Here is a 22,798-nt window from a genome sequence, read left to right as displayed (position 1 = left end):
CCGCGGAGCGGAGGGAACCGGGGTGCTTGGGCAGGCCGGAAGGAGCGGGGCGGCGCAGCAGCCGCCCGTACGCCTGTTGGGGCTGGACCCCGGCCTCCGCCACACCGGCTGGGGCGTCATCGACGTGTCCGGCAACCGGCTGACCCATGTGGCGGACGGCGCCGTCCATTCCGACGGCGACCGTCCGCTGGCCGAACGGCTGTGCCAGATCCACGACGCGCTGACCCAGGTGCTGGAGCGCTACCGCCCCGACGAGGCGGCGGTGGAGGAGACCTTCGTCAACAACAACGCGGTCTCCACGCTGAAGCTGGGGCAGGCGCGGGCGGTGGCCCTGCTGGTCCCGGCGCTGGCCGGGCTGTCGGTGGCGGAATACGCCAACAACATGGTGAAGAAGGCCGTGGTGGGGCAGGGCCGGGCCGACAAGACGCAGGTTCAGGCCATGGTGCGCCTGCTGCTTCCCGGCTGCACCATCACCACGCCGGACGCCGCGGACGCGCTCGCCGTGGCGATCTGCCACGCGCATCACCGCGCGAGCTGGCAGATGTGGCGGCGGGGGGGTGACCAATCCCTCTCCCGCCCCGGGAGAGGGTGGCCCGAAGGGCCGGGTGAGGGGGATGCGCGGCGCGGTGCGTCCGGCACACGCGCAACCCCCTCACCCCAACCCTCTCCCCAGAGGGGAGAGGGAGTATTGTTGCCGGTAGCAAAGGACAAGCCGGCGCCTTTGCACACCAATCGAGCCGTGCAAATGCGGCGCGATTCCACCGAGGTGGAAAAGATCGTATGGCAACGTTTGCGGAACGCGCAGATGGGGGCCAAATTCCGTCGGCAGGAACCCATTGTCGGCTTCATCGTAGATTTTGTCGCGCACGACCATCGGTTGGTGATCGAACTGGACAGCGGACAGCACGCCGATCAGGCGCCCTATGACGAGCGCCGGACGCGCATGCTGGAACAGGCCGGTTTCCGCGTGCTGCGCTTCTGGAACAACGACGTGAACGACAATCTGGAAGGCGTTCTCGAAACCATCCGCACGGCGCTTTCCGCGACCACCGTGTTGCGCCGTGATCCCCTCCAGCGTTTGAGGGACAAGGAGAATTCCCCATGATCGCCAAGCTCACCGGTGTCGTGGATTCGGTCGGGACCGACTGGGTGGTGGTGGACGTCAACGGGGTCGGCTATCAGGTCGCCTGCTCCAACCGCACGCTGTCGCGCATGGCGGTGGGGGAGCGGCGGGCGCTGGTCGTCGAGACCTTCATCCGCGACGACCGGATCACCCTCTATGGCTTCGCCGATGCCGGCGAGCGCGACTGGTTCCGGCTGCTGACCACCATCCAGGGCGTCGGCTCGCGCCTCGCTTTGTCGATTCTCGGCGTGCTCGATCCCGACCAGCTCACCCGCGCCATCGCGGCGCAGGACAAGACGGCGCTCACCCGCGCCGACGGCGTGGGGCCGAAGGTGGCCGCGCGCATCGTCAACGAGTTGAAGGACAAGGTGGGCAACCTCACCCTCGGCGCCTCGGCCGCCGCCCCGGCGGCGGGCGGCAAGGCGGCGCCGGCGGCGGGCGGCCCCGACAACATGGTCATGGCGGACGCCGTCTCGGCCCTCGTCAACCTCGGCTACGGGCGATCTGAGGCGTTCGGCGCCGTCGTGGCCGCCGGGCGCAAGCTGGGCGACGGGGCCGGCGTGTCGGAGCTGATCCGCCATGGCCTTAAGGAACTCAGCCAATGACCGCCGACCAGAACGGCTCCGATCCCGACCGGCTGGTGCAGCCGGGGCGGGGCGCCGGCGATTCCGGCGAAGCCTCGATCCGCCCTCTCTCGCTCGCCGAGTTCATCGGCCAGCGGCAGGCGCGCGAGAACCTGTCGATCTTCATCCAGGCCGCCCGTTCCCGCGGCGAGGCGCTGGACCATGTGCTGCTGTTCGGCCCGCCGGGCCTGGGCAAGACGACGCTGGCCCAGATCGTCTCGCGCGAGCTGGGGGTGGGCTTCCGCGCGACCTCCGGTCCGGTCATCGCGCGGGCCGGCGACCTCGCCGCTCTGCTGACCAACCTGCAGCCGCACGACGTCCTCTTCATCGACGAGATTCATCGCCTTAATCCCGCCGTGGAAGAGGTGCTCTATCCCGCCATGGAGGATTTCCAGCTCGACCTCATCATCGGCGAAGGCCCGTCGGCGCGGTCCATCCGGATCGACCTGCCGCCCTTCACGCTGGTCGGCGCGACCACGCGCTCGGGCCTGATCACGCGCCCTCTGCGCGAGCGGTTCGGCATCCCCGTGCGGCTGCAGTTCTACGAGCCGGACGAGCTGGAGCTGATCGTCCGCCGCGCCGCGGCCGTGTTCAACATGCTCATCACGCCGGAAGGGGCGCGGGAGATCGCCAACCGCTCGCGCGGGACGCCGCGCGTGTCGGGGCGGCTGCTGCGCCGGGTGCGCGACTTCGCCTCGGTGGCCGGCGTGCCGGAGGTGGACGCGCGCATCGCCGACGCCGCCCTGACCCGGCTGGAGGTCGACCGGCTCGGCCTCGACAGCATGGACCGGCGCTATCTCGGCATCATCGCCAACAACTACAACGGCGGCCCGGTGGGCGTGGACACGCTGGGCGCAGCGCTCGGCGAGCAGCGCGACGTGCTGGAGGAGGTGGTGGAACCCTACCTGATCCAGCAGGGCTTCCTGCAGCGCACGCCGCGCGGGCGCATGCTGACCGACCAGGGCTTCCGCTATCTCGGCCTCAACCCGCCGTCGGCGCCGACCCGCCAGTTCGACCTGCTGGACCGGCTGTCGGAGGCCAACCCGGACCCGGAGGACGGCGATGTCTGACGGCCTTGGGGCGGCAAATCTCTCGGGCTGGTTTGACGAGAACGCGCAGCACAGGCTGCGCTTGCGGGTCTACTACGAGGACACGGACGCCGGGGGGCTGGTCTATCACGCCAACTACCTGCGCTTCTTCGAGCGGGCGCGCACCGAGATGCTGCGGCTGACCGGATTCACCAACGCCGGGCTGGCCGAAAGCGACGGTGTGTCATTTGCGGTACGACGGGCGGAGATCGATTTTGTCGCTCCCGCAAAGCTCGAGGATACGCTTGAAGTGGTGACGCGAATCACCGATACCGGCGGTGCCTCCTTCGCAGTTGCACAACTTGCCCGTCGCGACGGTCGCGACCTCGCGCGGGCGGAGATTCAACTGGCGATGATCAATTTGACCGGTAACCGGGCCGGACGTCCCGCGCGCCTTCCGGCGCCGGTCCGCGAGGCGCTCATCGATTTGTACAAAAGGCAGAAGCGAGACTGACTGCGATGGATCTGAATTCCGCCCAGGTGGTCGGGGCCGCGGCGAAGGCTCACGACATCACGATGTGGGGCCTGTTCTGGCAGGCCGACCTGATCGTCAAGGTCGTGATGCTGATGCTGCTGGTTGCCTCGGTGTGGTGCTGGGCCATCATCATCGAGAAGCTGATGCGCATCCGCCGCCTGAACGCGCAGGCGGACGCCTTCGAGGAGAGCTTCTGGTCCGGCGGCTCGCTGGACGCGCTGTACGACCGCATCGGCCAGAATCCGGCCGACCCGATGTCGGCGACCTTCGCCGCCGGCATGCGCGAGTGGCGCCACGCCGCCGACCGCGGCATCGGCTCCATGAAGGGCTCGCTGCAGCAGCGGGTCGAGCGCGTCATGTCGGTGACCATCGGGCGCGAGATGCTGCGCGCCGAGCGCTACATGACCTTCCTGGCGTCGGTCGGTTCGACGGCCCCCTTCATCGGCCTGTTCGGCACGGTGTGGGGCATCATGAACTCCTTCACCTCCATCGCCGCGTCGGGCAACACCAGCCTCGCCGTCGTCGCCCCCGGCATCGCCGAGGCGCTGTTCGCCACGGCGCTGGGTCTCGTGGCCGCCATTCCCGCCGTGATCTCGTACAACAAGTTCACCACCGACCTCGGGCGCTACGCCGACCGGCTGGAGACCTTCTCGGGCGAGTTCTCGGCGATTCTGTCGCGCCACCTCGAGGAGCGGGGAGCCGCCTGACATGGGAGCCCAGCTCGCAGGAAAGGGCGGCCACGGTCGGGGCCGCCGCCGCGGATACCGCGCGATGGCCGACATCAACATGACGCCCTTCATCGACGTCATGCTGGTGCTGCTGATCGTCTTCATGGTCGCGGCACCGCTGCTGACCGTCGGCGTGCCGGTGGATCTGCCGAAGACCAACGCCGCCCCGCTGGAGGCGCAGAAGGACCCGCTGTTCGTGACCGTGCAGTCCGACGGCCGGGTCTATGTGCAGGAGACGGCGGTGGAGACGGCCAACATGGTGCCGCTGCTGATCGCCGTCACCAACAACAACCCAGACGCCCGCATCCTGGTGCGCGGCGACGCGAAGATCGCCTACGGCAAGATGCTGGAGGTGATGGGCACCATGAGCGCCGCCGGCTTCAAGAAGGTCGGGCTGGTCGCCGAAATGCCCAGCGGGCCGGGCGCCACCGGGCCGCGTGTCGGCGGCTCGGCGCAGCGCTGAGACGCCACGGCGAGTTGAAGGCTGACCCATGCGCAAACCCCTGATCGCCTCGGCAACGCTGCACGTCGCGCTGGTCGCGCTGTTCGTGCTCGGCATGCCGCCCAGCGATCGCAAGCTGGACATCCCCGAGTCCATCCCGATCGAGATCGTGGACATGGGCGAGGTGACCCAGGCCGCGCGCGTCGACAAGGGCGAGCCCAAGCCGTCGGCGCCCAAGCCGCCGGTCCCCGAGGCCAAGCCGAGCCCGCCGGCCCCCGCGCCGCCGGAACCGGCCAGCGAGCCGCCGCCCCCGCCGCCGCCCCGGCCCGAGCCGAAGGTTCCGGAGCCGCCCAAGGTGGCCCAGGTGACGCCGCCCCCGGCGCGCGAACCGCCGCCGCCGCCCAAGCCGGCGCCACCCCCGCCGCCGCCCGATCCGGAGCCGGCGCCGGTGGTCAAGCCGCCCGAGCCCAAGCCGGAACCGAAGCCGCAGCCTCCGAAGCCGGAGCCGCCCAAACCGGAACCGCCGAAGCCTGAGCCTCCCAAGCCCGAGCCCCCGAAGCCGGAGCCGAAGAAGCCCGAGCCGCCGAAGCCGGAACCGGCCAAACCGGAACCGCCCAAGCCCGAGCCGAAGAAGCCCGAGCCGGCCAAGCCGGAGACTCCGAAGGCCGAGCCGAAGAAACCGGAGAAGCCGCCGGAGAAGACCGACGCGCTGGCCGACCTTCTGAAGAACGTTCAGAAGAACGCCCCGGCCAAGCCGGCGGCGTCGGAGAGCAAGGCCGACGCCAAGCCGACCCAGCACGCCGCCGCATCGGCGGCGCCCTCAGGGGCGGCCAAGGCGGTGAACGGACCCGACAAGCCGTTCAAGCCGTCGGGCCGCGCCATCGACGGCATCCGCGGGGCTGTGAGCAAGAACTGGAACTTCGACCCGGGCCGCAAGGACGCCGGGAACATGCAGGTGGAGATCATCGTTGAGCTGGGCCGCGACGGTTCGGTCCTCAACGCGACGATCAACGAGAGGTACCGCTCCCGCTACATGTCGGACGCGGCCTTCCGGGCATCGGCCGACGCCGCGCTGCGCGCGGTGAAACGGGCCAGCCCCCTGCCGATCAGCGAGTTTTCCGGCGACTTCACGCCCGCCCGGTATGAAGAGTGGCGTTACTTCGTGTTCAATTTCGACCCGAGGGACATGTTCTGACGATGACGAAGAAGACGAGGCTCCTGCTGAAGGCCGCCGGCTGCGCCGGCGCCCTGCTGCTCGCCCTCGGCGTCGCGGCGCCCGCCCCGGCCCGCGCCGAGGTGCGAATCGACATCACCAAGGGCGTGGTCGAGCCGCTGCCGATCGCCATCACCAGCTTCGCCGGTGCCGGCGGGCGCGAGGCGCAGGTCGGCTCGGACATCTCCAAGGTGGTCGCCGCCGATCTGGAGCGGTCGGGCCTGTTCCGCCCGCTCGACCCCAAGGGCTTCCTGCAGACCCCCGACCAGCTCCGCTCCGGCGAGCCGCGGTATCAGGACTGGCGCGCCGTCGGCGCCCAGGCGCTGGTCGCCGGCAACACCACCGCCATGGGCGACGGCCGCATGAAGGTGGACTTCCGCCTGTGGGACGTGGCCGCCGGCCAGTACATGCAGGGGCTGAGCTACACCGCGACCGCCGACAGCTGGCGCCGCATCGCCCACATCGTCGCCGACGCCATCTACAAGCGGCTGACCGGCGAAGAGGGCTATTTCGACACGCGCATCGTCTATGTGGCCGAATCCGGCCCGGCCAACGCGCGCAAGAAGCAGCTCGCCATCATGGACCAGGACGGTGAGAACCATCAGTTCCTCACCGACGGCAAGAATCTCGTCCTGACGCCGCGTTTCTCGCCGGCGACCCAGGAAATCACGTACATGTCGTACTTCAACAAGAAGCCGCGCGTGTACTTGTTCAACATCGACAGCGGCCGCCAGGAAGTCCTTGGCGACTTCGTCGGCATGACCTTCGCCCCGCGCTTCTCGCCGGACGGCAACAAGGTCATCATGAGCATGGCGCAGAACGGCAACACCGACATCTACGCGCTCGACCTGCGGACCCGCCGCCAGACCCAGCTCACCGATTCGCCGGGCATCGACACCGGTCCCAGCTACTCGCCGGACGGCCAGCGCATCGTCTTCGAGTCGGACCGCGGCGGCAGCCAGCAGCTCTACATCATGAACGCGGACGGCTCGGGGCCGAAGCGCCTGACCTTCGGCGAGGGCCGTTACGGCACGCCGGTGTGGTCGCCGCGCGGTGACCTGATCGCCTTCACCCGCCAGCGGGGCAGCAACTTCGCGCTCGGCGTGATCCGTCCGGACGGCACCGGCGAGCGCATCCTGACCGAGTCGTTCCACGTGGAAGGCCCGACCTGGGCGCCGAACGGCCGCGTGCTGAGCTTCTTCCGCGACGTTCCGGCCGGCGACGGCCGCGGGCGAAGCGCGAAGCTCTACACCATCGACGTGACGGGCGCAAACGAACGCCGTGTGATCACTCCGCTCGACGGCTCCGATCCCGCATGGTCGCCCTTGATTCCCTAGTGGAGTAGCCCTATTTTGCGCGCGCAAGAACGACGCTCAAGACGAAGGCCGGAAGTCGGTACTTCCGTCGGGGTCTGGCGGAAGTCGGCGGCGTTCTTCCACCACAATCCGGTCAAAACATCTCGTGTCGCTTAGGGGGTCATTTAACATGCGTATCAAGTATCTGAGCCTGATCGCCGCCGTCGCTCTGGTCGCCGCTTGCGAAACCGCTCCGAAGGATGCCGGCAACGGCGCTGGCACCGGCACTGCCCAGACCAAGCAGATTCAGGGCGGCACCCAGGAAGACCTGGTCGTCAACGTCGGCGACCGCGTGTTCTTCGGTCTCGACCGTTACGACCTGGCTCCGGAGGCTCGCGCCACCCTGGATCGTCAGGCGTCCTGGCTGAAGCAGTACCCGAACGTCACCGTGACCGTCGAAGGCCACGCTGACGAGCGCGGCACCCGCGAGTACAACCTCGCCCTGGGTGAGCGCCGCGCCAACTCGGTGAAGAACTACCTCGTCGCCGGCGGCATCAACGCCTCGCGCGTCAAGGTCATCTCCTACGGCAAGGAGAAGCCGGCGGTCCTCGGCTCGAACGAGGCCTCCTGGGCGCAGAACCGCCGTGGCGTGACCGTCGTCGACTAACGACGGCGCCCGTCCGGGTTCCAAGGGAAACGCCGCTCCGGAGCGATCCGGGGCGGCGTTTTCTTTTGGGGTGCCTGAGCTTGGCGAGCCTTTGCCCCCATCCCGACCCTTCCCCGCTGCGCGGGATAGGGGGCCTTATGCGAAGCGGCATCCATTCCCTCCCCTGCGCAGCGGGGGAGGGTTAGGGTGGGGGCAGAACGCAAAAAGCCACGCAAGCCGGGCAACGGCTGCGCTTCAGCATTCTCGAAGAAATCAGAAAGAGGGAGGATGGTGCTGCCAGAGAGGATTGAACTCTCGACCTCTCCCTTACCAAGGGAGTGCTCTACCACTGAGCTACGGCAGCGCCGGGACGGTGATGCTGGCCGGGAAGAACTTGCGGCCAACCGTCGAAGTGGCGCGGGTTATGCCACAGGCTTTGCCGCGATGCAAGCGGGGAAGAGCCTTTTCGCCAAAGAAAAATGGGCGGGGAAATCCCCGCCCATGGACACGCCCGGGATCATGCCCGCGCGTCCTCCGTCAGCCGGCCCCGGCCTCGCCCGGAGTGCCGCCGAAGGCGCTCGGCGGCGGCAGGACGGCCTCGGCGCGGAAGTCGGGGACGATGTTGGAGAGGATCGTCATCACCCGCTCCGCGTCGCCGGCGCGCGCCGCCGTCTCCAGCTCGCCCAGGGCGCGGTTGATGAGGGCGTAGTCGATGACCCGCGGCGAGGCGAGGAACACGCCGTCGGCCTCGGTGCGCGACGGCGCCTCCGCCGAGGTCAGGATCTCCTCGAACAGCTTCTCGCCGGGGCGCAGGCCGGTGAACTCGATCTTGATGTCCTCGCCGGGCCGGTAGCCGGCCAGCCGGATCATCTGCCGGGCGAGGTCAACGATCTTCACCGGCTCGCCCATGTCGAGCACCAGCACCTTGCCGCGCTCCTCCGCACGGGCGACGCCGTGGGCCGAGGCCTGGAGCACCAGCTCCACCGCCTCGCGCACCGTCATGAAGTAGCGGCGCATGTCGGGGTGGGTGACGGTCAGGGGGCCGCCCTTGGCGAGCTGGCGGGTGAACAGCGGCACCACCGACCCGCTGGAGCCCAGCACGTTGCCGAAGCGGACGGTCATGTAGCGGGTCGCCGTCTCGCCGCCGTCGCGCGGCGGCAGCATGTCGAGCGCCTGGCAGTAGCACTCGGCGAAGCGCTTGGTGGCGCCCATCACGCTGGTCGGGCGGATCGCCTTGTCGGTGGACACCAGCACCATCGCCTGGCAGCCGTTGGCCCGCGCCGCATCGGCGACGTTGCGGGTGCCGATGACGTTGGTCAGCGCGCCTTCCGCCGGGTTGGCCTCGACCAGCGGCACATGCTTCAGCGCGGCGGCGTGGAAGACCATGTGCGGGCGCTGCGCCTGGAACAGGCGGAAGATGCGGTCGCGGTCGCGCACGTCGGCGATGACCGCCTGGAGCGTCAGGGCGCGGAAGCGCTCCCGCACCTCCATCTCGATGCTGTAGAGGTTGAACTCCCCGGCATCGACCAGGGTCAGCGTTTCGGGTTCGAGGGCGGCGATCTGGCGGACCAGCTCGCTGCCGATGGTGCCGCCCGCGCCGGTGACGACGACGCGCCGCCCGGTCACCAGACTGGCGATGGCGCCGCGGTTGAGAACCGCCTGGGGCCGGCCCAGCAGGTCCTCCAGCGCGATCGGCCGCACCTCGATCTTGCCTTCGCCCAGCGCCGACTTGAACTCGGTCAGGCTGGGCAGGCGGGCCATGGACAGGCCGAGCGATTCCGCCTGCTCCAGCAGGTCGCGCAGGACGGTGCCGGGCACGTCGGCCTGTCCCTTGGCGATGATCAGGCGCTGTGGGCGGTCGCCGCGCTGCGCCAGCTCCTCGACCACGCGGGGCAGGTCGTCGGGGCCGCCCAGCACGGGCACGCCGCGGATGGCGTGGCCGATGCGCCGGTTCTTGTCGTCCAGCAGGCCGACCGCGCGGTAGGCGGCCCCGGCGTTCTGATCGAGCGAGCGGATGAACAGCTCCGCCGCGTCGCTGACGCCGAGCAGGAGCACCGGGATGCGCGGGACGCCCCCCGATGCCGGATCGTGAAGGCCGAGGCGGCGGTCCTTGAGAAGCCGGTAAGCGAAGCGCGGCCCGCCCAGCAGGACGAGCTGCACGAACCACAGGATCACCGGCAGGGAGCGCGGCAGGGCCTCCAGCCGGGTCAGCAGGAACATGACGGCGACGAAGCACAGCACGACCATCGTGACCGCGCGCAGAAGCTGCGCCAGATCGGGAACGGAGGCGTAGCGCCAGATGCCGCGGTACAGGCCGGACAGGCGGAAGACCACCGCCGCGATCAGCACCAGGATGGGAAGGCCCGTCAGCAGCGGGTCTCTGTATTCGTCGAACGCCTGCTGGCCCACGCGCAGATACAGCGCCACAACCAGGGAAACGGCCGTCATCGTCAGGTCGTGCAGGTAGACGAGGGACGCCCGCGGGGACGGGATGCGCATGCGCTTTACCTTGGAATATCGCTTTGCCGGGGCCGTTCCCTTTCGGGCAACCCGCGGCCATGATGGCCGTTCAGCCGCGCACAGCTTTGAACCATTCGGCGGTCAGGCGCAAGCCGTACGCAGGGTAGCAGGGCGGGCGCCAGTTCAGGGCGCGGCGGATGGCCCCGTCGTCGATCACCAGCGAGCCGGCGATGCGGTCGAGCATGGCCTCGCGCCGGGCCAGCCGCGCGGCGAGCGCCAGCAGGGACGGCGGCACGGGCAGAAGGCGCGCGGGCTTGTCCAACGCTTCCGCGATGGCCCGCACCAGCTCCGCCGTGGACATCGGGCGCCCGTCATGGACCAGGAATCGCCCGCCGGCCGCCTGCGGGTGGGTCAGGCACTCCTGGATGGCGTCGGCGAGGTTGCCGACGAAGATCAGGCTGCGCCGGTTCTCCAGGGATCCCAGCGGCAGGGGAATGCCGCGGTCGACCGCCTGCATCAGCCGCAGGAAATTGCCGCCGACGCCGGGGCCGTAGACCAGCGGCGGGCGGATCACCGCGACCTCCAGCCCGGTGCGGGTGGAGATCTCGGCCAGGGCGCGCTCCGCCTCCAGCTTGGAGATGCCGTAGGGGGAATGCGGGTCGGGCTCGGTCTCCTCGCTCAGCTCGTCCGGACGGCTCTCGTCGGCCAGCGCCTTGACGCTGCTGAGATAGACCATGCGCTTGACGCCGGCCGCGGCGGCGGCCTCGGCCAGCACGCGGGTTCCGGCGGTGTTGACTCGGCGGAAGGCGGCCAGCGGGTCGGACTCGCGGTCGCGCATGACGTGGACGCGGGCGGCGAGATGGACCACCCCGTCCATGCCCTGGAGCGCGTTGCCCCAGGCGGTGGCCGGGCCGATGTCGCCGATGGTGACGGTCTCCGCCGCTTGCGGAACCGCAACGTCAGGGCGGCGAACCACGGCGCGCACGCTGTGCCCGCGCGCCACCAGCAGGGGAATGACCGTCCGCGCGACGAAACCGGTGGCCCCGGTGACCAGGACTCGCATCACGCCGCCGCCCGCACAGGCCGCGCCAGCAGCGCCAGCAGCAGAACGACCGCCGCGGCGCCCGCCGGGAGCACCACCCAGCCGAGCGCCAGCGACGCCACGGCCAGCAGCAGCAGCGCGACGTTCAACGTCAGAACCAGCCGGACCACCTGGGCGTGGCTGCGCCCGCGCTGGGTGGCCTTCTGATAGAAATGCTCGCGGTGGGCCTGCCAGACCTTCTTGCCCTCGGCGAGGCGGCGCAGCAGGGTGACGGTGGCGTCGGCCAGGAAATAGGCGGGGATGAGCAGAGCCGCGACCCACAGCCCCGAGGCTGCCAGGGCCAGCAGCAGCCAGCCCAGCGTGAAGCCCAGCGGCACGCTGCCGACATCGCCCATGAAGAGCTTGGCTGGGTGCCAGTTCCACACCAGAAAGCCCAGCGCGGCCCCGGCCACGGCCAGTCCATAGAGGGCCAGCGCCGGGTCGAGCGCGGCGAGCGTGGCGACCAGCGCCAGCCCGGCGCCGATGGACGCCGCCTCGCCGCCGGCCAGCCCGTCGATGCCGTCCATGAAGTTGAACAGGTTGACGAACCACAGCCAGCCGACCGCGGCCACCAGCCGGTCCGCCCAGAAGGGCAGCAGGCCCTGGAAGACCAGCCCGTCTCCGGGAAGAGGGCCGCCGGGAAGCGTCCCACCGGGAAGCGCGGCCAGCCCGGCGACCACCGCGGCGATCTGGGCGAGGAACCGCGGCGCCGGACCCAGCCCGCGCCGGTCGTCCATCCAGGACACCGCCATCAGCGCGACCGTTCCGGCCAGGATCGGCAGCGCCCGCAGCGGATGGTCCGCCGTCATGGCGATGAGCGTCCAGGCGGGGAGGAGGGTGAGCATCACGCCCCAGCCGCCGCCGCGCGGCGTCGGGATGGAGTGGCTGGACCGGTCGTTCGGGTGGTCGAGGATCGCCTTGCGCCGCAGATAGGCGAGCACCCGCCCGGTGAGCAGCCAGGACAGGGCGAAGCTGCCGCAGAGGGCGAGAAACGGGGCCAGGGGGCTGGTCATGATGCCTCCGCGACCGGGGCCATGCCCGATTGGCTGAACTTCAGCAGGCGATGGTACAGTTCGACCGTCTTCGCGCCCACCCGGTCGGACGCCATGTCGGACTCGACGAGCCTCCGGCTGGCGGCGCCGAAGCGTTGGCGCAGGGCGGCGTCGCGCACCAGGGTTTCCAGAGCGTCGGCCAGGGCGGCGGCGTTGTCGGGCGGGACCAGCAGGGCGTTCTCACCGGCGTGGGCCACCTCGCGGCAGCCCGGCACGTCGGTGGCGACGATGGCCCGCCCACAGGCCGCGGCCTCCAGCAGGCTCTTGGGCAGCCCTTCGCGGCGGGAGGCCAGCACGGCGATGTGGCAGCGTGCCCAGACCTGCCGCACGTCGGCGCTGTGGCCGGGCAACTCGACGCCGGGAAGGGCGGCCCAGCGGTCCAGCTCGGCCTGGGTCACGGAGGTCGGGTTCTCCGGATCGGGCGTGCCGGCCAGAAGGAGCCGGACGTCCAGCCCCCTGGTCCGCAGCATCTGCTGCGCCTCGACCAGCGGGCCGACGCCCTTGTCGGCGAGCAGGCGGGCGACGCAGCCCACCGTCACCGGCGGTTCGGGCGGCTCGGGAAGAACCTGATAATGGGTGGTGTCGACTCCGGAACCGCGGATGATCCAGGCCCGCTCGTCGGGCAGCAGGCCGGCGGCCACCAGCGTCTGGCGGTCGTCGTCGTTCTGCAGGATGGTCAGGCTGTTCGGGCGCTTCAGCAGCGTCCGCAGCAGCGGCCGCGCCACCGCTCCGGCAACGCGGGACTTGAGTCCGCCGGTGCCGATGAAGGCGGAGCCCAGCCCGGTCAGCGCGTTCACCACCGCCGGCACCCCGGCCAGCCCGGCGGCCAGCCCGCCGAGAAGAACCGGCTTCATGGCGACATGGTGGACCAGATCCGGTGCCTCCCGCCGGTACAGCGCGGCGATCTCCGCCACGGCGGACAGGGCGCCCGCCGGGTTGATGCTGCGCCGCTGCCAGGACAGCGGCAGCACGCGGAAGCCCTCCGCCTCGATGCGCGGGCCGTGCTGGGCGACGCGGGTGGCGACGGCGACCTCGAACCCGGCCTCGCGGGCGGCGCGGGCCATGGGCAGGCGGTGGGACCAGAAATACCAGTCCTCCGTCACCAGATAGATCAGCTTGCGGCGGGCCGTTGCGGCGCGGGCGTTCACGGGACGGGCCTCAGGCAATGCCGTGATAATCCTTGTACCACGCGATGAAGCGGGGCAGGCCGACGTCGATCGGCGTCTTCGGCTCATAGCCCAGGTCGCGGCGGCTGACCTCGATGTCGGCGGTGGTTTCCGGCACGTCGCCCATCTGCAGCGGCTCCATGACCTTCACGGCCTCGCGGCCCAGCGACTCCTCGATGATGCCGATGAAGCGCATCAGGTCCTCGGTCCGGTTGTTGCCGAGGTTGTAGACGGCGTGCGGCGCGCCGTTGCCGTCCGGCCGCGCCGGGTGGTCCAGCGCCGCCAGCACGCCCGCCGCGATGTCCTCGACGAAGGTGAAATCCCGCTTCATCCGCCCTTCGTTGAAGACGCGGATCGGGCGGCCCGCCATGATCGCGTCGGCGAACAGGTAGGCGGCCATGTCCGGACGCCCCCAGGGGCCGTAGACGGTGAAGAAGCGCAGGCCGGTCGCCGGGAACTTGTAGAGGTGGCAGTAGGCGTAGGTCATCATCTCCGCCGCCTTCTTGGTCGCGGCGTAGATGGACATGGGGGAGTCGACGCGGTCTTCGACCGAGAAGGGCATCTTCTTGTTGGCGCCGTAGACCGAGGAGGTCGAGGCGTAGACGAAATGCTTCAGCTTCGGCATGCGCCGCGCCGCCTCCAGCAGCGCCACCTGCCCGGTGACGTTGGCGTCCACATAGGCGTACGGGTTCTCCAGCGAGTAGCGGACACCGGCCTGGGCGGCCAGATGCACCACGCCGGTGGCGTCGGCGAAATCGGGGTCCAGCGCCTCGATGGCGCTGCGGTCGGACACGTCGGCCTTGACGAAGCGGAAGCCGGGACGGGTGGCGAGGCGGGCCAGACGGGCTTCCTTCAACGCCACGGAATAGTAGTCGTTGAGGTTGTCGATCCCCAACACCGTCTCGCCGCGATCCAGCAAGGCCGCCGCGACGTGCGAGCCGATGAAACCGGCCGCGCCGGTGACCACGATCGTCATATCCACCACCCTTGACGGGCGCGCGCCGGCCAGACCCAGGGATGAAACGAATGCGCGCGCCTCCAGCCCGTCTTATGCCCGAGCCGATGGTCGGATGCCAGCCCGCAAACAGCGCCCGCCGCTTGACAGCCGCCGGGCGCACCCGATCTACTGCCGCAACCTTAATCACGTTGCCGAGCCGGACATCCATGCCGCCGAAAAAGAATCCCGCAAACCTCAACCCGCTGCAGCTCAAGACGCTGACCCTTCTTCAGGAGCTTGCCCGTCTGGAGCAGAAGCCGGTCGAGGGCGAGGAGGGTGCTTTCCAGGTCACCAACCTGCCGCACGCCCATGGCAACCACTTCCATCTGGGCAGCGCCGTCGTCGCCTCGCGTGACGCCACCGGCCTGACCAACGAGGCCGTCTGGACCATCCTCGAGCGCAAGGGCATGCTGCGCCGCGACGCCGGTTACGGCGTGGTGACCGCCGAGGGCATGGCCTACGAGACGGGCCTGCGCGACAGCATCCTGCACCGCTCCGACCACTGAGCGAGGGCACGCGCCGTGTGCGGCATCTGCGGCTTTCTGGCCGGCCCGGGCTCCGCCTCCGGGCTTGAGGCCACGGCACGGCGCATGGCCGACTCCATCGCCCACCGCGGCCCCGACGGGGACGGCGTGTGGGCCGACGGGGAGGCCGGGATCGCGCTTGGCCACCGGCGGCTCGCCATCGTGGAGCTGTCGCCGCTGGGCCGCCAGCCGATGGAATCGGCGGACGGGCGCTGGGTCATCGCCTACAACGGCGAGATCTACAATTTCCAGGACCTGCGGGCGGAACTCGAAGCCGCCGGCCACCGGTTCCGCGGCCATTCCGACACCGAAGTCCTGCTGGAGGGCTGCGCCGCCTGGGGCGTCGAGCGCACCGTGCGGCGTCTGGTCGGCATCTTCGCCTTCGCCCTGTGGGACCGCCGCGAGCGCACGCTCTACCTTGTCCGTGACCATCTGGGCGTGAAGCCGCTCTACTGGGCGCGGATGGGCGGGGCGTTGCTGTTCGGCTCCCAGCCCAAGGCGCTGCGCGCCCATCCCTCCTTCACGGCGGAGATCGACCGCGACGCGCTGTCCGCCTATCTGCGCTTTAGCTACGTCCCGGCGCCGCACAGCATCTACCAGGGCGTCCACAAGCTGGAGCCGGGCAGCATCCTGACCGTCCGTCCGGGGCGCGACCCCGAGCGCACCGTCTATTGGGACGCCGGCGACGCGGCGCGGGCCGGCATCGCCGACCGGCTGGCGCTGTCCGACGCCGACGCGACGGACGCGCTGGAGGCGCTGCTCAAGGACGCGGTCGGGCGGCAGATGATGGCCGACGTGCCGTTGGGCGCCTTCCTGTCCGGCGGGATCGACAGCTCCACCGTCGTCGCGCTGATGCAGGCGCAGAGCGCGCGGCCGGTGCGCACCTTCACCATCGGGTTCGGCGAGGACGGCTACGACGAGGCGGTGCACGCCCGTGCGGTCGCCGCTCATCTCGGCACCGAGCACACCGAGCTTCGGGTGGAGGCCAACCACGCGCTGGAGGTCATCCCCAAGCTGGCCGACTGGTACGACGAACCCTTCGCCGACAGCTCTCAGATCCCGACGCTGCTGGTGTCGGAAATGACCCGGCGCTCCGTCACCGTGGCCCTGTCCGGCGACGGCGGGGACGAGCTGTTCGCCGGCTACAACCGCTACCTCACGGCGCCCGCCCTGTGGCGGCGGATGGCGCCGCTGCCCGCCGGGCTGCGCCGGGGCGCCGCCGGGCTGATCCGCGCCGTCCACCCCGCGGGCTGGGACGCGCTGGCCGGGCTGGTCCCCGAGGGACGGCGCCCGCGCCAGACCGGCGACAAGCTGCACAAGCTGGCCGGCGTGCTGGACGCCGCCGGACCGGACGCCATCTACCGCCGGCTGGTCAGCCAGTGGCAGGACCCCGACGCGCTGGTCCGCGGCGGGCGGGAGCCGCATGGCCCGGCCTGGGACGACGGGCTGGCGGCGGGCATCCCCGATTTCGTCGAGCGCATGCAGCATCTCGACAGCGTCACCTATCTGCCGGACGACATCCTGGCCAAGGTGGACCGCGCCAGCATGGGCGTGTCGCTGGAGGCGCGCGTGCCGCTGCTCGACCATCGGGTGGTGGAGTTCGCCTGGCGCGTGCCGCAAGCGCAGAAGCTGCGCGACGGCAAGGGCAAGTGGCTGCTGCGCCAAGTGCTCTACCGCCATGTCCCGCCGGCCCTGGTGGAGCGGCCCAAGGCCGGCTTCGCCATCCCGCTGGACGGCTGGCTGCGCGGCCCGCTGCGCGACTGGGCGGAGGATTTGCTGGATGAGGGGCGGCTGCGCCGGGAAGGCTTCTTCGACCCCGCGCCGATCCGCGCCTGTTGGGCGGAGCATCTGGCCGGAATCCGCAACAACCAGCACCGGCTCTGGAACGTGCTGATGTTTCAGGACTGGAACCGCCGCTGGGGCAGCGCCGCCGCCCCGGCCCCGCTTGCCGCGAGCGCCGCATGACCATGGAAGACCAGACCAAGACTCCCGCCGTTTTGCCGAAAAAGGACGACAAGCAGGACCGGCTCGCCGCCCGGCTGCGCGAGAACCTGCGCAAGCGCAAGGAGCAGGCGCGCGGGCGGGAGAAGGACGGCCAGCCGGTCTGACCGTTGCAACGCCGGTGACGCATTTGCCGCATCGGTCCGGTTTCACGCGCACGGTATCGTTGCCGCCGATCCGGAACGGGGCAGGGCGGGGCCATGAGGGTTGATCCGGCGCGGGCGCGCCTGTGGGGCTATGGCTGCATCATTGCTTCCGCCCTGCTGTTCGGCGTGGCCGGGACAGCGGCCAAGATGATGTTCGTCGCTTCCATGCCGCCGTTGGTGATGATCGCGGTGCGCGCCATGGTGTCCGCCGCCGTGCTGGCCGCGATCATGCTGGCGCTCGGCCGGCCGATCCGGGTGCGGCGGGCGGACCTGCCGTTCCTGGGGGAGCTGGCGGTCTGGCTGACGCTGGTCAACCTGACCTTCTTCTACGCCATCGCCCTGACCAACGTGGCGCTGGCGCTGATGCTGGAATACACCGCGCCCATGCTGATCGTGGCCGCCGGGCTGCTGCTCGGCACCCACCGGATGAACCGGGCGGTGGCGCTGATCCTGGCCGGCAACGCCGCCGGCTGCTTCCTGCTGGTCGGCGCCTACGACCCGGCCCTGTGGTCGGGCAACGCGCTGGGGGCGGCGGTGGGCATGCTCTGCGCCGTGTGTTTCGCCGCCTACAACGTCCGTTGCGCCCACGGCCACCGGCGGGGGCTGGACAGCTGGTCGATGACCTTCTGGCCCTTCTTCCTGTCGGCGCTGTTCTGGCTGCTCGCCACGCCATCCATCGACTACGCTGCGGTCGAGGTGACCTGGGAGACCGTGGGCTTCGTGCTGTTCATCGGCGTGTTCGGCACGGTGGCGCCCTACTGGCTCTATCTGGAAGGGCTGAAGACCATCGAGCCGTTCCCGGCGACGGTGATCGGCATGCTCGATCCCGTCTTCGCCGGGGTGACGGCCTTCCTGCTGCTGGGCGAAACCTTCGAATTGCCCCAGCTCGCCGGGATGGCCGTGGTCTGCGCGGTGATCGCCTTCCTGAAGCGCAACGAGTCCGCCGTGCAGGCTATTCCCCGTCCGGCCGCAGAGCCTTCCTGAGCCAGATCTGCGTGTGCCCCGGCGGGTAGCCCTCCATCTCCGCCCAGACCTCATAGCCTTGCTTGCGGTAGAAGCCCGGCGCCTGGAAATCGTAGGTGTAGAGGCGCGACCAGCGGCAGCCGCGTTTCACCGCCTCCGCCTCCGCGGCGGCCAGCAGCCGGGCGCCGAGGCCGCCGCCGCGCCGGTCGTCATGGACCCACAGATAGTCCACGTACAGCCACTCCCAGTTCGTGTAACCGGTCAGCCCGGCCATCAGCGCGCCGTCCGCGTCGCGGACGGTCACCTGGAGGTCCCGCAGGTCGTAGGGGACGGTGAAGCGCTCGTTGAAGGCGCGCAGTTCGCCGTGGATCTGCTTCACCTCGTCCGGGTCGAGCCGTCCGGAGAGGGAGAGGGTCAGCCCGGCCATCATGCTGTCCTGGGTGTTGTCCCGGGCGCTGTCCTGTGTCACGCGGTCCGTCCTTTCAATTGCGGCGGGAGAAGGGCTTCCATGAGAAAAAGCCTCAATTCCTTCCCTTGAGCGCGCCCGCATGCTCCGCTACAACGCCTGACAGATTCAATCCCCGTACGACTCCCGAGACGTCCGCCGACGATGGGCGTGTCGTGGACCCTCGGACCCGCAAGATGGCCTAATCCGCCGGGCTTCGGCCTTTTCGACAGCATCTGACCGGACAAGACAGCTTCATGGACAAGATCCGCATCCGCGGCGGCAAGCCCCTTCACGGGTCGATCACGGTCGGCGGCGCCAAGAACGCGGCGCTGCCCCTGATGACCGCGGCGCTCCTCACCGACGGGACGCTGACGCTCACCAACCTGCCGATCCTCGCGGACATCAACACGCTGTGCAACCTGCTGCTCCAGCACGGCGTCGCGATCCACATGGCCGGGGCGGGCGGGGATTGCGCCGGCCGCGTGGTGGAGTTCACCGCGCGCGACATCACCAACACCACGGCCCCCTACGACCTCGTCCGCAAGATGCGGGCGAGCGTCCTGGTGCTCGGCCCGTTGCTCGCCCGCTGCGGCGAGGCCAAGGTGTCGCTGCCCGGCGGCTGCGCCATCGGCGCGCGCCCGGTGGACCTGCACATCAAGGGCCTGGAGGCCATGGGGGCGGACATCCGCATCGAGGGCGGCTACATCGTCGCCAAGGCGCCGCAGGGCGGCCTGCGCGGTGCGGAGTATGTCTTCCCCAAGGTGTCGGTGGGCGCCACCGAGAACCTGCTGATGGCCGCCACGCTGGCCCGCGGCACCACGGTGCTGGTCAACGCCGCCCGCGAGCCGGAGGTCAGCGACCTCGCCGAATGCCTCGTCAAGATGGGCGCGAAGATCACCGGCATCGGCACCGACCGGCTGACCATCGTCGGCGTCGACCGGCTGAACGGCGCCCGCCACATGGTGGTGCCGGACCGCATCGAGACCGGCACCTACGCCATGGCGGCGGCGATGACCGGCGGCACGCTGGACATCCTGAACACCCGCCTGGACCTGATCAAGGCGGCGGTGACCGCCCTGGTCCCGGCGGGCGTGGAGTTCACCGAGATCGACAACGGAATCCGCGTGTCCCGCGCCAACGGCGAGCTGGTCGGCGTGGACGTGATGACCGAGCCCTATCCCGGCTTCCCCACCGACCTTCAGGCCCAGATGATGGCCCTGATGTGCACGGCCAGGGGTGCCGGCATGATCACCGAGACCATATTTGAGAATCGGTTCATGCACGCGCCCGAGCTGACCCGCATGGGAGCCCGCATCACGGTGCACGGTTCCTCCGCCCTCGTCCGGGGTGTGGAGCGTTTGACCGGCGCGCCCGTTATGGCGACGGATCTCCGCGCGTCGGTGTCGCTGGTCCTGGCCGGTCTTGCGGCGGAAGGGGAGACGACGGTCAACCGCGTCTATCACCTCGACCGCGGCTACGAGCGGCTGGAGGACAAGCTGGCAGCCTGCGGCGCGGACATCGAACGCATCCGGGCGGAGGACGACTGACGGCGTCCTGCGCCCGTCCAGCCGTCCACAGCGAAGGGAAGCCCACGAGGATGCCCATGTCCGCCACGCCGATCCGCCTGCGCGCCCAGGATGCCGAGGATCTGAAAGTCGTCTCCGCCTGCCTGCAGGACGCCATCCTGCCGATCGGCGACATGTGCTTCCTGCCCGAAGAGGCGCGCTTCGTGCTGGTGGCCAACCGCTTCAAGTGGGAGACGGCGGACCGGCGCCGACCCGGCCCGACCGCCGACGACGACCACCTGAACCCCTTCGAGCGCGTCAATTGCGGCGTGCGCATCGAGGGGGTGAAGGCCGTGAAGCTGCGCGGCCTCGACGTGAAGGACCGCGCGCAGATCCTGGAATTGCTTTCCGTCGAGGCGGCCGACGGCGCCCTGGTCCTGAATTTCGCCGGCGGCGCCTGCATCCGGCTTGAAAGCCCGTCCTGGACCTGCTTCGTGGAGGATCTGGGCGAGCCCTGGCCGACCGGCTGCAAGCCGTGCCATCCATTGGAAGACGAACAATAATCGGGAGACCGCCATGAAGGCGCGGGTGAAGTGGGTTGATGGTCGGATGTTCGTCGGCGAGTCCGGCAGCGGCCACGCCGTGGTCATGGACGGCGCACCGGAGGCGGGCGGCCGCAACCTGGGCATCCGTCCCATGGAGATGCTGCTGATCGGCATGGGCGGCTGCACCGGCTTCGACGTGGTGATGATCCTGGAGAAGGGCCGTCAGGCCATCACCGACTGCGTGGCCGAGATCGAGGCCGAGCGCGCCGAGACCGACCCCAAGGTCTTCACGAAGATCCATGTCCATTTCGTGGTGACCGGGCGCCGCCTGGACCCGGCGAAGGTGGAGCGCGCCATCGCCCTGTCGGCCGAGAAATACTGCTCCGCCTCCATCATGCTGGGCGCCACCGCCGCGATCACCCACGATTTCGAGATCGTCGAGGCGCCGTAAGGGCGCCGGCGGCGGAGTTATGGTTGCGGAACCGGCGGGCCCCGCACGGGTTTGGACAGCGTCGATGCCTGTCCCAGCCCATGGAGCCCCGCCGCCATGTCCAGCAACCCCATCGCCGACCGCAACCGGCCCGTCGTCGTCGTCACAGGAGCGTCCGCCGGGGTCGGGCGGGCGACGGCGCTTGCCTTCGCGCGGGAATGGGGGGCGGCGGTCGGGTTGATCGCCCGCTCCCGCGACGCGCTGGAGGACGTGGCGGTGGAGGTCGAGCGGCTCGGCGGTACGGCGTTGGTGCTGCCCGCCGACGTGGCCGACGCCGAGGCGGTGGAGGCCGCCGCCGCCAAGGCCGAGCGGGAACTCGGTCCCATCGACGTCTGGATCAACAACGCCATGGTGACGGTGTTCGGGCGCATCCGCGACCTGACGCCCGAAGAGGTCCGGCGGGTGACCGAGGTGACCTATCTCGGCTCCGTCCACGGCACGATGGCGGCGCTGCGTCGCATGCTGCCGCGCGACCGCGGCCTCATCCTGCAGGTCGGGTCGGCGCTGGCCTACCGCTCCATTCCGCTCCAGGCCGCCTATTGCGGGGCCAAGAGCGCCATCCGCGGCTTTGTCGACAGCCTGCGCTCGGAACTCATCCACGACGGCAGCCGCCTGCGGGTGACCATGGTCCATCTGCCTGCCGTCAACACGCCGCAGTTCGACTGGGCGCGCAGCCACATGCCACACCGGGCGAAGCCGGTCGGCGCCATCTTCGACCCGGACGACATCGGCCACGCCATCGTCCAGGCCGCGGCGGACCCGAAGCGGGAGCACTGGCTGGGCTTCACCACGGCGGAAGCGATCATCGGGACCCAGGCGCTGCCCGCCTACGCCGATTACCGGGCGGCCTTCACCGCCTTCGAGGGGCAGGAAACGGAGGAGGCGGAGGCACCCGGCCGGCCCGACAACCTGTTCGAGCCGGTGCCCGGCCTGCATCGCACGCACGGACGCTTCACCGGGCAGGAGGAGCGTCTGTCGCTCAGCACCACGGGAACCGCGGCGCGCGGCATCGCCATCCTCGCCGGCCTGGCCCTGGCCGGGGGGATCGGCTACGCGGCGCGCGCGGCCCTGCGGAAGGAACGCGCCTGATGGCGGCACCGGCGGAGCGTCAGGGCGTGATGAGCTTCAGCCCGAGGATGCCCGCCACGATCAGCGCGATGCAGCCGAGCCGCAGGATGTCGGCGGACTCCCCGTAGATAAAGATACCGAGGATGACGGTGCCCACCGTTCCGATGCCGGTCCACACGGCGTAGGCGGTGCCGAGCGGCAGCGACTTCAGCGCCATCCCCAGCAGGGCGAGGCTGGCGACCATCGACGCGATGGTCAGCGCGGTGGCGAGCGGGCGGGTGAAGCCCTCCGTCTGCTTCAGGCCGACGGCCCAGCCGATTTCGAAGAGGCCGGCGAAGAACAGGATGACCCAAGGCATGGAACACCTCCGATGGATTGGAGGCAGGGTCGTCCCCGCCGAACTCCCCACACCCGAAACGGGTGTGCCGTGGTGAGGTCGTCCTCACGGGAGGGCGACCGGGATATAGGGATGCGGGTGGCCCGGTCAAGCCCCGTCCCAGCGGTGGCCGCTGTCGGTTTCGCACAGCATGGCGACCTCGCGGCGGGGGCAGCGGCGGTCATCCAAGGGCAGGACCGTGAAGCCGGGCGCGGGGCGCTCGCGGCTGGCCGGCTGCGGCGGGGAGGGCGACTGAGGGGGCGTTGCGATGCGGCGGGTCATGGCGGTCACCGGGGCGGAAAGGGCGTTCATCCCACCCTAGCGGCGGCGGCATTCCCGCGCT

Annotated in this window: 25 protein-coding genes, 1 tRNA gene and 1 pseudogene; 18 read left to right on the top strand and 9 right to left on the bottom strand. The window is 70.2% G+C overall.

Going from position 1 to position 22,798, the window contains the following annotated elements; genetic code table 11:
* Positions 1–22 precede the first annotated feature (22 nt).
* The 10 genes and pseudogenes from ruvC to pal all read left to right on the top strand — a co-directional run.
* Positions 23–559: pseudogene (gene ruvC, locus FBZ83_RS31995) on the top strand (crossover junction endodeoxyribonuclease RuvC); the annotation flags it as partial.
* Entirely contained in the window at positions 542–1,105 is a 564-nt protein-coding gene (locus FBZ83_RS32365) for an endonuclease domain-containing protein (RefSeq protein WP_282186906.1), read from the top strand. The pseudogene ruvC and the gene FBZ83_RS32365, both read left to right, overlap by 18 nt.
* Positions 1,102–1,728, top strand: coding sequence for a Holliday junction branch migration protein RuvA (gene ruvA, locus FBZ83_RS19040; RefSeq protein ID WP_145686973.1), 627 nt, complete (start codon positions 1,102–1,104; stop codon positions 1,726–1,728). The genes FBZ83_RS32365 and ruvA overlap by 4 nt, the downstream gene beginning before the upstream one ends.
* Complete coding sequence (ruvB, locus tag FBZ83_RS19035) at positions 1,725–2,816, top strand: Holliday junction branch migration DNA helicase RuvB (RefSeq protein WP_014240511.1); 1,092 nt, start codon at positions 1,725–1,727, stop codon at positions 2,814–2,816. The genes ruvA and ruvB overlap by 4 nt, the downstream gene beginning before the upstream one ends.
* Positions 2,809–3,288 (top strand): tol-pal system-associated acyl-CoA thioesterase, encoded by a 480-nt coding sequence (gene ybgC, locus FBZ83_RS19030; RefSeq protein ID WP_145686971.1) that lies wholly within the window; start codon positions 2,809–2,811, stop codon positions 3,286–3,288. Before ruvB ends, ybgC begins: the two co-directional genes overlap by 8 nt.
* A 5-nt stretch (positions 3,289–3,293) precedes the next feature.
* Positions 3,294–4,016, top strand: a complete 723-nt coding sequence (tolQ, locus tag FBZ83_RS19025; protein WP_109069625.1) for a protein TolQ — start codon at positions 3,294–3,296, stop codon at positions 4,014–4,016.
* A 1-nt stretch (position 4,017) separates the two neighbouring features.
* The gene (tolR, locus tag FBZ83_RS19020) at positions 4,018–4,500 is read left to right on the top strand and encodes a protein TolR (RefSeq protein ID WP_014240514.1); all 483 of its coding nucleotides are present in this window, start codon (positions 4,018–4,020) and stop codon (positions 4,498–4,500) included.
* Between the two features lie 28 nt (positions 4,501–4,528).
* Positions 4,529–5,674, top strand: a complete 1,146-nt coding sequence (locus FBZ83_RS19015) for a TonB C-terminal domain-containing protein (protein ID WP_145686969.1) — start codon at positions 4,529–4,531, stop codon at positions 5,672–5,674.
* A 2-nt stretch (positions 5,675–5,676) separates the two neighbouring features.
* The gene (gene tolB, locus FBZ83_RS19010) at positions 5,677–7,029 is read left to right on the top strand and encodes a Tol-Pal system beta propeller repeat protein TolB (protein ID WP_094307343.1); all 1,353 of its coding nucleotides are present in this window, start codon (positions 5,677–5,679) and stop codon (positions 7,027–7,029) included.
* A gap of 148 nt (positions 7,030–7,177) precedes the next feature.
* Positions 7,178–7,654 carry a peptidoglycan-associated lipoprotein Pal gene (gene pal, locus FBZ83_RS19005; protein ID WP_145686967.1) on the top strand — a complete coding sequence of 159 codons (477 nt, stop codon included), beginning with the start codon at positions 7,178–7,180 and terminating at the stop codon, positions 7,652–7,654.
* A gap of 268 nt (positions 7,655–7,922) precedes the next feature.
* Here the strand turns inward: pal and FBZ83_RS19000 are convergent.
* The 6 genes from FBZ83_RS19000 to FBZ83_RS18975 all read right to left on the bottom strand — a co-directional run bounded on the left by FBZ83_RS19000 (position 7,923) and on the right by FBZ83_RS18975 (position 14,368).
* A tRNA-Thr gene (locus tag FBZ83_RS19000) sits at positions 7,923–7,997 on the bottom strand.
* A 173-nt stretch (positions 7,998–8,170) separates the two neighbouring features.
* Complete coding sequence (locus tag FBZ83_RS18995; protein WP_145686965.1) at positions 8,171–10,132, bottom strand: polysaccharide biosynthesis protein; 1,962 nt, start codon at positions 10,130–10,132, stop codon at positions 8,171–8,173.
* Positions 10,133–10,202: 70 nt separating this feature from the next.
* Complete coding sequence (locus tag FBZ83_RS18990; protein ID WP_145686963.1) at positions 10,203–11,156, bottom strand: NAD-dependent epimerase/dehydratase family protein; 954 nt, start codon at positions 11,154–11,156, stop codon at positions 10,203–10,205.
* Positions 11,156–12,187, bottom strand: coding sequence for an MraY family glycosyltransferase (locus FBZ83_RS18985; protein WP_145686961.1), 1,032 nt, complete (start codon positions 12,185–12,187; stop codon positions 11,156–11,158). The genes FBZ83_RS18990 and FBZ83_RS18985 overlap by 1 nt, the downstream gene beginning before the upstream one ends.
* The gene (locus tag FBZ83_RS18980; RefSeq protein ID WP_247888367.1) at positions 12,184–13,374 is read right to left on the bottom strand and encodes a glycosyltransferase family 4 protein; all 1,191 of its coding nucleotides are present in this window, start codon (positions 13,372–13,374) and stop codon (positions 12,184–12,186) included. Before FBZ83_RS18980 ends, FBZ83_RS18985 begins: the two co-directional genes overlap by 4 nt.
* Positions 13,375–13,384: 10 nt before the next feature.
* Positions 13,385–14,368, bottom strand: coding sequence for an SDR family NAD(P)-dependent oxidoreductase (locus FBZ83_RS18975; protein WP_145686958.1), 984 nt, complete (start codon positions 14,366–14,368; stop codon positions 13,385–13,387).
* A gap of 188 nt (positions 14,369–14,556) precedes the next feature.
* On the opposite strand from FBZ83_RS18975, the gene FBZ83_RS18970 reads away from it, so the two are divergent.
* The 4 genes from FBZ83_RS18970 (at position 14,557) to FBZ83_RS18960 (ending at position 18,044) form a co-directional block, all read left to right on the top strand.
* The gene (locus FBZ83_RS18970) at positions 14,557–14,895 is read left to right on the top strand and encodes a hypothetical protein (protein WP_014240524.1); all 339 of its coding nucleotides are present in this window, start codon (positions 14,557–14,559) and stop codon (positions 14,893–14,895) included.
* Between the two features lie 15 nt (positions 14,896–14,910).
* On the top strand, positions 14,911–16,878 hold the full coding sequence (gene asnB / locus FBZ83_RS18965) for an asparagine synthase (glutamine-hydrolyzing) (protein ID WP_145686956.1): 1,968 nt from the start codon (positions 14,911–14,913) through the stop codon (positions 16,876–16,878).
* Positions 16,875–17,021: a hypothetical protein gene (locus tag FBZ83_RS31500; RefSeq protein ID WP_186466133.1), complete on the top strand. Its 147-nt coding sequence runs from the start codon at positions 16,875–16,877 to the stop codon at positions 17,019–17,021. The genes asnB and FBZ83_RS31500 overlap by 4 nt, the downstream gene beginning before the upstream one ends.
* Positions 17,022–17,114: 93 nt before the next feature.
* Entirely contained in the window at positions 17,115–18,044 is a 930-nt protein-coding gene (locus FBZ83_RS18960) for a DMT family transporter (protein WP_145686954.1), read from the top strand.
* On the opposite strand, the gene FBZ83_RS18955 is transcribed toward FBZ83_RS18960, so the two are convergent.
* Complete coding sequence (locus tag FBZ83_RS18955; protein WP_247888366.1) at positions 18,013–18,492, bottom strand: GNAT family N-acetyltransferase; 480 nt, start codon at positions 18,490–18,492, stop codon at positions 18,013–18,015. The two genes, FBZ83_RS18960 and FBZ83_RS18955, sit on opposite strands and share 32 nt — an antisense overlap.
* Positions 18,493–18,725: 233 nt before the next feature.
* Here FBZ83_RS18955 and murA point away from each other — a divergent pair, with 233 nt between their 5' ends.
* The 4 genes from murA to FBZ83_RS18935 all read left to right on the top strand — a co-directional run bounded on the left by murA (position 18,726) and on the right by FBZ83_RS18935 (position 22,100).
* On the top strand, positions 18,726–20,018 hold the full coding sequence (murA, locus tag FBZ83_RS18950) for a UDP-N-acetylglucosamine 1-carboxyvinyltransferase (protein WP_035674026.1): 1,293 nt from the start codon (positions 18,726–18,728) through the stop codon (positions 20,016–20,018).
* Positions 20,019–20,068: 50 nt separating this feature from the next.
* The gene (locus FBZ83_RS18945) at positions 20,069–20,539 is read left to right on the top strand and encodes a DUF2948 family protein (RefSeq protein ID WP_247888365.1); all 471 of its coding nucleotides are present in this window, start codon (positions 20,069–20,071) and stop codon (positions 20,537–20,539) included.
* A 13-nt stretch (positions 20,540–20,552) separates the two neighbouring features.
* On the top strand, positions 20,553–20,972 hold the full coding sequence (locus tag FBZ83_RS18940) for an OsmC family protein (RefSeq protein WP_145686951.1): 420 nt from the start codon (positions 20,553–20,555) through the stop codon (positions 20,970–20,972).
* 96 nt (positions 20,973–21,068) lie between these two features.
* Positions 21,069–22,100 (top strand): SDR family oxidoreductase, encoded by a 1,032-nt coding sequence (locus FBZ83_RS18935; RefSeq protein ID WP_145686949.1) that lies wholly within the window; start codon positions 21,069–21,071, stop codon positions 22,098–22,100.
* Between the two features lie 19 nt (positions 22,101–22,119).
* Here the strand turns inward: FBZ83_RS18935 and sugE are convergent, their stop codons facing one another.
* Positions 22,120–22,437: a quaternary ammonium compound efflux SMR transporter SugE gene (sugE, locus tag FBZ83_RS18930; RefSeq protein ID WP_114860985.1), complete on the bottom strand. Its 318-nt coding sequence runs from the start codon at positions 22,435–22,437 to the stop codon at positions 22,120–22,122.
* A gap of 126 nt (positions 22,438–22,563) precedes the next feature.
* Positions 22,564–22,767: a hypothetical protein gene (locus FBZ83_RS18925; RefSeq protein WP_145686944.1), complete on the bottom strand. Its 204-nt coding sequence runs from the start codon at positions 22,765–22,767 to the stop codon at positions 22,564–22,566.
* Positions 22,768–22,798: the final 31 nt, after the last annotated feature.

The organism is Azospirillum brasilense (assembly GCF_007827815.1).
Taxonomy (GTDB): domain Bacteria; phylum Pseudomonadota; class Alphaproteobacteria; order Azospirillales; family Azospirillaceae; genus Azospirillum; species Azospirillum brasilense_C.
This window is presented reverse-complemented; position numbering and strand designations above follow the sequence as displayed.

Bases quoted from the DNA above. Each gene is read 5' to 3' on its own strand.
- FBZ83_RS32365 (WP_282186906.1), top strand. From the start codon at position 542: ATGTGGCGGCGGGGGGGTGACCAATCCCTCTCCCGCCCCGGGAGAGGG.
- ruvA (WP_145686973.1), top strand. From the start codon at position 1,102: ATGATCGCCAAGCTCACCGGTGTCGTGGATTCGGTCGGGACCGACTGG.
- ruvB (WP_014240511.1), top strand. From the start codon at position 1,725: ATGACCGCCGACCAGAACGGCTCCGATCCCGACCGGCTGGTGCAGCCG.
- ybgC (WP_145686971.1), top strand. From the start codon at position 2,809: ATGTCTGACGGCCTTGGGGCGGCAAATCTCTCGGGCTGGTTTGACGAG.
- tolQ (WP_109069625.1), top strand. From the start codon at position 3,294: ATGGATCTGAATTCCGCCCAGGTGGTCGGGGCCGCGGCGAAGGCTCAC.
- tolR (WP_014240514.1), top strand. From the start codon at position 4,018: ATGGGAGCCCAGCTCGCAGGAAAGGGCGGCCACGGTCGGGGCCGCCGC.
- FBZ83_RS19015 (WP_145686969.1), top strand. From the start codon at position 4,529: ATGCGCAAACCCCTGATCGCCTCGGCAACGCTGCACGTCGCGCTGGTC.
- tolB (WP_094307343.1), top strand. From the start codon at position 5,677: ATGACGAAGAAGACGAGGCTCCTGCTGAAGGCCGCCGGCTGCGCCGGC.
- pal (WP_145686967.1), top strand. From the start codon at position 7,178: ATGCGTATCAAGTATCTGAGCCTGATCGCCGCCGTCGCTCTGGTCGCC.
- FBZ83_RS18995 (WP_145686965.1), bottom strand. From the start codon at position 10,132: ATGCGCATCCCGTCCCCGCGGGCGTCCCTCGTCTACCTGCACGACCTG.
- FBZ83_RS18990 (WP_145686963.1), bottom strand. From the start codon at position 11,156: ATGCGAGTCCTGGTCACCGGGGCCACCGGTTTCGTCGCGCGGACGGTC.
- FBZ83_RS18985 (WP_145686961.1), bottom strand. From the start codon at position 12,187: ATGACCAGCCCCCTGGCCCCGTTTCTCGCCCTCTGCGGCAGCTTCGCC.
- FBZ83_RS18975 (WP_145686958.1), bottom strand. From the start codon at position 14,368: ATGACGATCGTGGTCACCGGCGCGGCCGGTTTCATCGGCTCGCACGTC.
- FBZ83_RS18970 (WP_014240524.1), top strand. From the start codon at position 14,557: ATGCCGCCGAAAAAGAATCCCGCAAACCTCAACCCGCTGCAGCTCAAG.
- FBZ83_RS31500 (WP_186466133.1), top strand. From the start codon at position 16,875: ATGACCATGGAAGACCAGACCAAGACTCCCGCCGTTTTGCCGAAAAAG.
- FBZ83_RS18960 (WP_145686954.1), top strand. From the start codon at position 17,115: ATGAGGGTTGATCCGGCGCGGGCGCGCCTGTGGGGCTATGGCTGCATC.
- murA (WP_035674026.1), top strand. From the start codon at position 18,726: ATGGACAAGATCCGCATCCGCGGCGGCAAGCCCCTTCACGGGTCGATC.
- FBZ83_RS18945 (WP_247888365.1), top strand. From the start codon at position 20,069: ATGCCCATGTCCGCCACGCCGATCCGCCTGCGCGCCCAGGATGCCGAG.
- FBZ83_RS18940 (WP_145686951.1), top strand. From the start codon at position 20,553: ATGAAGGCGCGGGTGAAGTGGGTTGATGGTCGGATGTTCGTCGGCGAG.
- FBZ83_RS18935 (WP_145686949.1), top strand. From the start codon at position 21,069: ATGTCCAGCAACCCCATCGCCGACCGCAACCGGCCCGTCGTCGTCGTC.
- sugE (WP_114860985.1), bottom strand. From the start codon at position 22,437: ATGCCTTGGGTCATCCTGTTCTTCGCCGGCCTCTTCGAAATCGGCTGG.
- FBZ83_RS18925 (WP_145686944.1), bottom strand. From the start codon at position 22,767: ATGAACGCCCTTTCCGCCCCGGTGACCGCCATGACCCGCCGCATCGCA.